Here is a 531-nt window from a genome sequence, read left to right on the forward strand (position 1 = left end):
TCGGCAGAAAAACGCATTATGAAAAACTTTTACTTTGACCCTGACATATTAGAAGTGATTGAGAATGTACCGAAGAAAAAGCGTTCAGATTTGATAAACACTTGTCTGAGAAAAGTATTTCATGAAAAAGGCTTGTTATAATCATTTTTTAGCCCTTGTAACAGGTTTTAAATACAATCATGACCGAATACATACAGAAGCGTTAAAAGCTCTTAAAAAGCCTATTAAAGCCTTTTAAAAACGATTGATAAAAAAAGCCCCTATAGGGCTGCTGATCCTACCCCCTGTATCATGTATGTGGTACAGGGAGGAACGTTATTTTTTTTCTGAAGCCTTTTCCTCCAATTTCATTTTATGCCGTTGATAATCTTCATTAAGCTGCTGTTTCTTCTCCTTCAGCGTCATTTCTCTATCTTCTAAATCCCGTTGGTGTTGTACGCGTTGTTCATTCCTTTCTCGATTGTATTTTTCATCAGCAGGGATCTTATTGTTTTGGTTGTTTGCTGCGTTATTTTGCTGATTATTTGATAC

Annotated in this window: 1 protein-coding gene; it reads right to left on the bottom strand. The window is 35.6% G+C overall.

What is annotated here, in order from left to right; all coding sequences use genetic code 11:
* Positions 1–315 precede the first annotated feature (315 nt).
* On the bottom strand, positions 316–531 hold a 216-nt coding region (locus tag SB764_RS38245), incomplete at its 5' end, for a hypothetical protein (protein WP_410866495.1).

The organism is Paraburkholderia sp. SIMBA_027, assembly GCF_046535315.1.
GTDB lineage: Bacteria > Pseudomonadota > Gammaproteobacteria > Burkholderiales > Burkholderiaceae > Paraburkholderia > Paraburkholderia tropica.